Genomic DNA, 8593 nt, shown 5'->3' with positions numbered 1-8593 from the left:
GATGGCGGTGCAGAATCCGGCCATGGCCTCATCAATGGAGTTATCGACCACTTCGTACACCAGATGGTGCAGACCGCGCGGGCCGGTATCGCCGATATACATGGCCGGGCGGCGTCGTACCGCCTCCAGTCCTTTCAGGACAGTGATGCTGGTGGCATCATAATTCCGGCCGTTTTTCTTTTCTTCCTCTATCGTCGTAAATTCGCCTTTCATCAGAATCAATAACCTCTCCTGTCAGGAGACAAAATGAATTTTCTTGACCGCTTTGCCTCCGGGAACAGCATGAATTTTTTCCAGTATAGCCTCAACCTCCATGGATAGTTGCTGCCGCCAGACCGAATCGGGAACCGAAACCAGCAGCGTATCATCTTCAAACCGGACTGCCTGTGACACTCCTGCAATTTTCTCGCCGACAATCTCGGGCCAATCGACTGCGATGCGCCACCCGCCCAGATTACGGGCCAGCCCGAGTTCGCCCAGAAGCCGATCAAGAAGAGATCCTAGCTTAGCGGGTGGGCGATGTCCGGTGGTTTTTGGTCTCTGTGCCATAACAATGAATTATACTACATTTTAAACAAGGTAGCAAGGGAAAAGTTCCGCCGCAACTTATTATTTTTAAATAAGTTACAGTAATAAGTATGTTGATTTTTTGACAGAAAAAGGAGTGGTTTTTACCAGCTTTTTTCCACCGGTTTGAGGCGCTTTTTACGAGGAAAACGGGGATTGGGAATAAAGAAATCAGGTCCCTCGCGGCGCATCAATCTTACGGTCAAATCCTGGCAGGCCTGGCATCGCCTGATGGAAAAACGATGCTCTTTCTTGATAATTCGACGGTGCCGGTGCTCCGGTGCATAGACCGGGTGCGAAACTATTTCATGTCCCGCCTTGGGATTATTCTCATCAAGGAAACGAACGCCGGCGATTATATTTCTTGTCCCCGGCTCATAAACCGTGGCGCCGGGGCACTCGATAAAAATCTTATCATCGTCGAGGAGATTTATTTCGTCGGGAAGGACTTCATCATGGGCGGTTCGGAATGGGAAAAATTCGGAATGGTCGGTCGGGATTCGCTCGTGATCGACATTCGCCTCGGATTTGAATAACCGCGCCATGTTTGCTTTCTGCGCCATATCCTTAACCTTTGACTATCAGGACCACCGAGAAGAGGGCCACGGTTACCGGCAGGATATAGACAAATGAATAGGGAAGGAAAAAGGTGGCGATGAAGGTTATAACCACCGATGGGATCACAACATATCTTAAGACATCAAAGGCGATTTTGAGCAATTTCACCGCGATGAGTGCGAGAATACTCAGGCTGAGAATAAGGGCGGCAATCAATCCCGGCGTGCCGAAATGGGTCTGGATAAATTGCACCCCCAAGCCGAAAAGGCCGGTAGGATCGCTGTCGGCAATCTGTTTGAGCAGTTCGAGCATAATCTTCCTCTTAGAAATCCTCGAGAGGTTCGATGGTCAGAGATGATTCACCGACCCGGCTTAACCCGTTCATTCTCTGCGTAAGAAAATTCTGCGAGGTTATCCAGCGGTGCGAGATATTGAGCACCTCACTGCTTTCCATCTCGGAAACCCAATCGAGAACAATGGTGTCAAACTGCCGTCCCTCAACGGTGACATCATCCATCGTGAGTGTAAATTTGACTTTCATTGGCACCACCTCTGTTGCATTGCGAACTACCTTTTATTCACTTCTGGAAGGGACAATTTGCAAGGCAGATGCCACAACCGCTCGCTTTTGGCGGCGCGCGACTATCTTGTTGAAAGGCAAGAGGAAGGATTTGAAATTGTTCAGAGGCTGAGCAGTCCGAAGGAGCATGCTCCCGGGGTTGTCAATTCAAAGGTATGGGGAAAATTCCATACCAGTTGGGATAATTAGAAACCCCGGCTGCACCCTGCAACCGGGGTTGTGACTGTATTGCGGATTCTTCGCCCCTTTAGCCGATTACGGCTTTGATGGACCTCGTCGGCAGTACCGCGAGCTTTCACCGACGATGAAAGATGATAGGTATGTGGCATTCATCGCCGAAAGCATGCACAATAGGTAGCTTTTTATCACATTTGATATGCGCGGTACGGCACGAAGTCCGGTGACTCTCTTCCGAATCTGCCGTGAAAGTCACAAAGCAGATGCCCTGTCCCCCCGGCAGTGTTATACAATCATATGCGCCTTGCCTCCTCTTATGATTATATGGCGAAAGGCCGGCGGGGAATATATCGGCCAGTATTAATTAGAGCATGGACGGCGGAGGGATAATGGGGGGATATGTGAGATTTTCCTATTGTCAATATACTCTGCGCGGGACAGTCTGTCAAGTAATTATTGGACAAAAGGCAAATTTAAACCGGAAAAATCTTCCTCTTACATGAACCATTTTTTGGAGTGATGCACAACATCTCCAAATTTGTGCATGAAGGCCATATCTTCTTCAGATAGAGATCCTTCGCGCAGGGCTGCGATATTTTCCTGCAATTGCCTGATATTGGATGGTGCCGTCAGGCAGACATCGACATGCGGATTGGACAGGACAAACCGATAGCACATTCCGGCGGTCGGTATCCGTTCATCTTTGGGCCAGTCTTTGGGGCGGCGCAGCAAATAACTCCAGCGGGTGGCGGTATAGCTGATTATACCGGGATTCTGTTTCTCCAGGTAGGGAAATATATCCTGTTCGGCGCCGCGGTGGGCGGCATTGTAACGAATCATGAAAGCATCGAAAGTACCCTCATCCGCCAGTCTACCGGCGAATTTGCGGTCATGGCACGACATGCCGACGGTGCGGACCTTTCCCTCCTCGCGGAAACGATGAAATTCCTCAATGATTTCGGGAGTCAGATGCTTTTCTTTCATGACGCCGAGGTACAGGAAAGTATCGATATAATCGGTGCCGAGTTGGCGCAGACGCTTCTCGAGAGTACGGCGCAGGTTGGGGTGGCCGAGAAGCAGATTATATGCCCCGGTGGCAACCAGATATTTCTCGCGATTGGTTTTGAAAATATCGCGGAGGGTTTTGGTCATCTGCGTGTCGAAACCGTAGCAGAAAAAGAAATTGATCCCCTCATCGAGAGCTTCATAAATGACATCTTTTCCGGGGCGATAGGTGGCGGAGAGCCCGAGCCGGCAGATTTTCTTTCCGGTACCGCCAAAAATAGCATGGGTGAATTCCTCGGTCATGTCGATCCCTTTCCAATGTCGAGACTGCGATTATGAAATATTTGCTCCCGGTGGATTAATTCGCGGATTCTATCTGAGCAAAAGCCTCGGGCAGATGATCAATCAGATCGCCGGCGATAAGCGAGCGGCAGCCGAATTCGGCGGCGGCCAGATCGCCACAGAGGCCATGCAAATAGACTCCGCAGACAGAGCTATCGAGCGGCGTCATTCCCTGAGCCAGAAAGGAGCCGATTATACCCGAAAGAACATCGCCGGTGCCGCCGGTGGCCATGCCGTTGTTGCCGGTCGGGTTGAGATACAGGGACCCATCGGAATCGACCACAATCGACGGCGATTCTTTCAGGACTATGGCCGCATGGTACATCAGGGCGTATTTTCTTACGAGATCGTACTTATCCGGCAGGTCATGCGGAATATCTTCATCAATCAATCTCCGAAATTCGCCGGGGTGGGGTGTCAGGATCAGTCCGGCATGCTCTTTTTTCAACGGTTCTCGATTCTTCTCAAAAGCATTCAATCCGTCGGCATCGATAAGAGCCGGTTTGTCGAGCGCATCCACCAGTCGCTGAATCAACTCTTCTGTTTCATGATGCCGCCCGATGCCGGGGCCGATTACGACCGCATCGCTTTCGGCAATCTTTTTCTTTATGGCACCCAGTCCGCGCAGGGCCAGCAGGCCCTTGCCGGCGACATCGGGCAGAGGATAAGTCATCGGTTCAGTCAATTTCATTTCGAGAATATGATTGAGCGATTCCGGGCAGCCGACTGTCACCAGCCCCAGCCCCGCTCGTGCCGAGGCCAAAGCGGAAAGAGTGGCGGCACCGGTCAGGCCGGTCGATCCGGCCAGTATGAAGAGCTTGCCGAAATCCCCCTTGTGGCCGTCAGGCTTCCGTTTGGGGAGAAGCGAAGCTACCATATCGGGTGTAATCAGATTCTCTTTAATTTGGAATGACTGGATGACATCATCGGGAATTCCGATCGGAATAACATCAACGACCCCGGCCAATTCCCGCCCGGGGGAGTACAGCAGGCCGATTTTGGGAAGGGCCAGGCAATAAGTATAATCGGCCTTCACCACCACCCCGTCATGCTGTCCGGTATCGACATTCAACCCCGAGGGGCAATCGACTGCGATAACCGGAATATCCCGGGAATTAATGAAGGCAATTAAATCGGAGAGGATTCCGTTCGGAGAGCCGGTGAAACCGGTGCCGAAAATGGCATCAATAATATAGTCGGCATCGATTTCGCGGGGGAGCTGCTCGCGGTGGCCGATATTGATTATCTGCAGGCCGATTTTTTGTGCGCGGTCGTGGTTGAGGCGCGCGTCAGCCGATAGCTTCTCCGGCGGCCCCGGGTAATAAATGCTTACCGTACAACCGTACTGGTGAAGGTACCGTCCGATCACAAAGCCATCGCCGCCATTGTTCCCTTTGCCGCAGAATATGGCGATTTTCCAATCGTGCGGTTCGACCAGAATATCATCGCGGATTCTTTCGGCGATACCGCTCCCGGCTCGTTCCATCAAGTCCGTCCCGGGGATACCACGGTTTTCGATTGTCTCGCGGTCAATCGCCCGCATTAATTCGGCGGTGACTATTTTCATTTTTTCTTTTCCCCGGCGGCCTTGACCTTTTTCGGTTTCTCCTGCGGTTTTTTCTCCAGCGCATTATTGAGCACCTCGGAGACATGGGCGACAAATCTGAATTTTATGTTTTTCATGATTTCCGGCGGCATTTCCACCATATCTCTCTTGTTCTCTTTGGGCAGGATCACCTCTTTGATCCCGGCGCGGTAGGCGGCCAGGAGTTTTTCTTTAAGACCGCCGATAGGGAGCACATCGCCGCGCAGCGTGATCTCGCCGGTCATGGCGAGATATGGTTTTACCGGGCGCCCGGAGAGAATTGAGGCCAGCGCTGTTGCCATGGTGATACCGGCCGAGGGGCCATCCTTCGGCGTGGCACCCGAAGGAACATGAATATGAATTTCATGATCATCACAAAAACCGGGGGTGATACGGAGGTCTTTGCAATGAGTGCGGACATACGACAGCGCCGCCATGGCCGATTCTTTCATGACATCACCCAGATGTCCGGTCAGCGTCAGTGATTTTTTGCCGTTCATGGCGGTCGCTTCGATATAGAGGATTTCCCCGCCGACCGAGGTCCAGGCCAATCCCGGCACGACACCAATCTGCCCGGTGCGCGAAAGAACCTCACGCGTGAATCGCTGTGGTCCCAGATATTTTTCCACGTTTCGATCGGTAATGATATATTTGCCGCGCGAACCGGAGGCGATACGCCGCGCTACCTTGCGGCAAATGGAAGCGATTTCCCGCTCCAGATTGCGCAATCCTGATTCGCGGGTAAAACCATTGATCACTTCGAGGATACAAGAGTCCTTAAACTCGAGACGGCTTTTGGAAATCCCGTGGTTATCGTACTGCTTGGGTATGAGATGCCGCTTGGCAATGGCCAGTTTCTCCAGATCGGTGTAACCGGGGAGACGAATAATTTCCATCCGGTCGCGAAGCACAGGCGGTATCGGGTCGAGCAGATTAGCGGTGGTGATAAACATCACTTTGGAGAGATTGAAAGGGACTTCCAGGTAATGGTCGGAGAAAGTATCATTTTGCTCCGGATCAAGCACCTCGAGCAGGGCGCTGGCCGGGTCGCCGCGGAAATCGGTGCCGATTTTATCGACTTCATCGAGCATCAGAATCGGATTATTAGAGCCGGCCCGGCGGATCGACTGGAGGATTCTTCCGGGGAGAGCGCCGATATAAGTCCGGCGGTGCCCCCGTATTTCGGCCTCATCATGCATTCCGCCCAGCGATATCCGGTCGAATTTGCGCCCCATGGCGCGGGCAATGGAGCGGCCGAGAGAGGTTTTCCCGACACCGGGCGGCCCGACAAAGCAGAGAATCGGCCCTTTGACGTCGCTTTTAAGTTTCCGCACCGCCAGGTATTCCAGAATTCGATCTTTGACATTGTTCAAATCGTAGTGATCCTCATCGAGAATCTTCTTGGCTTTGGTGATGTCGAGCATATCCTTGGTCGAGGCCGACCAGGGGAGAGCCACCAGCCATTCCAGGTAGGTGCGGGAGACGGTGTATTCAGCCGAGGCCTGGTTCATCCGAGTGAGTCGTTCCAGTTCTTTTCTGGCGGCTGTTTCGGCTATTTCGGGCATTTTCGCTTCGGCGATTTTCTTTTCAAACTCTTCAATTTCGGCCCGATCGTCCTTGTCGCCCAACTCTCTTTTAATCGCTTTGAGCTGTTCGCGGAGGATAAACTCGCGCTGGATTTTCCCCAGTTCCGACTGCGCCTCGCTCTGGATTTTTCGGGAAAGCTCGAGAACCTCGATTTCTTTGTTGATAATATTAAGAAGCTTTTCCATCCGCCTGTAAACATCAGCTTCCTCCAGTAATTCCTGCTTGTCTTTAATCGCTATGTTGAGATTGGAGGCAATCAGGTCGGCCAGTTTGGAGGGGGTCTCCTGATTGATGGCGGAAACATAAAGCTCCTCGGAAAGATTCGGCGCCAGTTCAATGGCGGTGCGCAGCCGTTCGACCAGATTCCGCTGCAAAGCCTCCATTTTGACCGATTTCCCGGACTTCTCGACAATATCTTCCACTTCGGCGCTCAGGTACGGTTCGGCGGTAAGGAATTTCTTAATTCTGATTCGGGAGAGTCCCTGCACCAGAAAACGAATTGTACCATCGGGGAAACGGAGCATCTTAAGAATATTTCCCGAGGCGCCGACCTCGTAAAGATCGCTTGGCTGAGGGTCATCTTTGGACTGGTCAATTTGGAGAAAGAGGCCGACTGTACTACCGCGCATCAAAGCCTCATCAATCAGCCGAGCCTGCCGCTGCTCATTGGCGGCCAGCGGCACTACCAGAAAAGGAAACACCACCGTTCCCTTTACCGGGAGAATGGGGAGCACGCGCGCGGCTGATTTTTTTTCTGATTCTATGATTTCGTTTGATTTTTTCACGATATCCCTCTTAATTTTGAGGTTGCTTCAGGATAGCGTTCAGATATTGAAGCGAAACAGGATTACATCGCCATCCTGCACAATATAGTCTTTCCCCTCGATATGGAGTTTGGCGGCCGCTTTCAGGGCCGGCAGGGTCTTATGCACCGTGTAATCCTCGTATGAGGCCACCTCGGCCCGAATGAAGCCGCGCTCGAAATCGGTATGCACGGCGCCAGCCGCTTTGGGGGCGGTCGAGCCTTTGCGGATAGTCCAGGCGCGCGCCTCCGGCGGACCGATAGTAAAGAAGGAAATCAGCCCCAGCAAATGATATGACTGGCGGATAAATTTGTCCACTGCCGGGCTATCAATTCCGAGTTCGCTCAGGAATTCCGCCCGTTCCTCCTCGGCCAGCTGAGCCAGTTCCATTTCGATTTTACCGCAGATGACCGAAATATCCCGTATCCCTTCCCTGATATATACGGAATATTGTTCATATATCGCAGCCGTTTCGGGGAGTCTCTCCTCGGCAATATTGAACACGATAAGCTGCGGCTTTTGGCTCAAGAAAGCATAACCGCGAATAATCTTCTCTTCTTCCTCGGTGAGATTGAGTTCGGAAATAACCTGATCGTTGTTCAGGGCCACCTGGCATCGTTTGAGAATCTCCAGTTCCTGCGCGCGCTCCTGATGACCGGTCAGTTTTATGGTTCGCTCCATCTTATCGATATTGTTTTCGAGCGTCGCCATATCGGCCAGAATCATCTCATCGAGAAGCGTCCTAATATCGCGCTCGGGATTGGAGGTTGGGCCGAAACAATCGAGCACGAGCACCAGCGCTTCCATCATTCGCAAGTCCGGCGTGATTTCCAAATCCGCTTTTGATTCCTTGGTCTTACCGGAAAATCCGGCGGCATCGAGAAACTCGATTTCGGCGTGGGTCACTTTCTTGGGTAGAGTGAAAGCGGCCAGATTCTCGAGTCGCGCATCGGGGACTTTGATGACCGCCCGATGCACCGCCCGCGAATAATCGCCGACCGCCTCTTTGAGTCCCGAGACGGCGTTGAACAGCGTGGTCTTGCCTGACTGTGGCAGGCCGATAATACCCAGTCGCATATCTATATTCTATGGAAGTTTGAGCCGGATTGCAAGTTAAAAGCTATTAGAGGACAGGACGATGTCCTGTCCCTACGTGATACACACCCTATTCCTTGATCAGCGAGCGGAGGATTTTCAGGTTTTCGATGTCCTCCAGAAGCTCTTCACCTTTGGGCGTCTCGAGAATCTTCGGGATTTTTAAAAGTCTCTTATCATTAAGCAGAAAACGGAATGGTTCCAGCCCCATTTCCCCTTTGCCGATATGCTCGTGCCGGTCAACTTTGGAGCCAAAGCCTTTCTTGGAGTCGTTGAGATGAACCGCCTTGAGAC

The 8593-nt window shown here is 52.1% G+C and carries 10 protein-coding genes; all 10 read right to left on the bottom strand.

All coding sequences use genetic code 11. From position 1 onward, the window contains the following. A partial coding sequence (locus NT002_09400; protein MCX6829480.1) for a DNA topoisomerase IV subunit B occupies positions 1-213 on the bottom strand: 213 nt, incomplete at its 3' end. Between the two features lie 21 nt (positions 214-234). Then, positions 235-549: a DUF721 domain-containing protein gene (locus NT002_09395; GenBank protein ID MCX6829479.1), complete on the bottom strand. Its 315-nt coding sequence runs from the start codon at positions 547-549 to the stop codon at positions 235-237. Positions 550-671: 122 nt separating this feature from the next. After that, a complete protein-coding gene (locus tag NT002_09390; protein MCX6829478.1) occupies positions 672-1130 on the bottom strand; it encodes a hypothetical protein in 459 nt (152 codons plus the stop codon). A 4-nt stretch (positions 1131-1134) separates the two neighbouring features. Continuing rightward, on the bottom strand, positions 1135-1437 hold the full coding sequence (locus tag NT002_09385; protein MCX6829477.1) for a hypothetical protein: 303 nt from the start codon (positions 1435-1437) through the stop codon (positions 1135-1137). A 10-nt stretch (positions 1438-1447) separates the two neighbouring features. Next, entirely contained in the window at positions 1448-1666 is a 219-nt protein-coding gene (locus NT002_09380; GenBank protein ID MCX6829476.1) for a hypothetical protein, read from the bottom strand. Positions 1667-2377: 711 nt separating this feature from the next. After that, positions 2378-3190, bottom strand: a complete 813-nt coding sequence (locus tag NT002_09375; GenBank protein ID MCX6829475.1) for an aldo/keto reductase — start codon at positions 3188-3190, stop codon at positions 2378-2380. A 55-nt stretch (positions 3191-3245) separates the two neighbouring features. Continuing rightward, a complete protein-coding gene (locus NT002_09370; GenBank protein ID MCX6829474.1) occupies positions 3246-4796 on the bottom strand; it encodes an NAD(P)H-hydrate dehydratase in 1551 nt (516 codons plus the stop codon). Next, the gene (gene lon / locus NT002_09365) at positions 4793-7186 is read right to left on the bottom strand and encodes an endopeptidase La (protein MCX6829473.1); all 2394 of its coding nucleotides are present in this window, start codon (positions 7184-7186) and stop codon (positions 4793-4795) included. The genes NT002_09370 and lon overlap by 4 nt, the downstream gene beginning before the upstream one ends. Before the next feature lie 39 nt (positions 7187-7225). Continuing rightward, on the bottom strand, positions 7226-8281 hold the full coding sequence (locus tag NT002_09360; protein ID MCX6829472.1) for a DUF933 domain-containing protein: 1056 nt from the start codon (positions 8279-8281) through the stop codon (positions 7226-7228). Positions 8282-8369: 88 nt separating this feature from the next. Then, positions 8370-8593: TIM barrel protein (locus tag NT002_09355; GenBank protein ID MCX6829471.1), on the bottom strand; the 224-nt coding region annotated here is incomplete at its 5' end.

It is taken from the genome of Candidatus Zixiibacteriota bacterium, from assembly GCA_026397505.1.
In the GTDB taxonomy this organism is placed as follows: domain Bacteria; phylum Zixibacteria; class MSB-5A5; order GN15; family PGXB01; genus JAPLUR01.
This window is presented reverse-complemented; position numbering and strand designations above follow the sequence as displayed.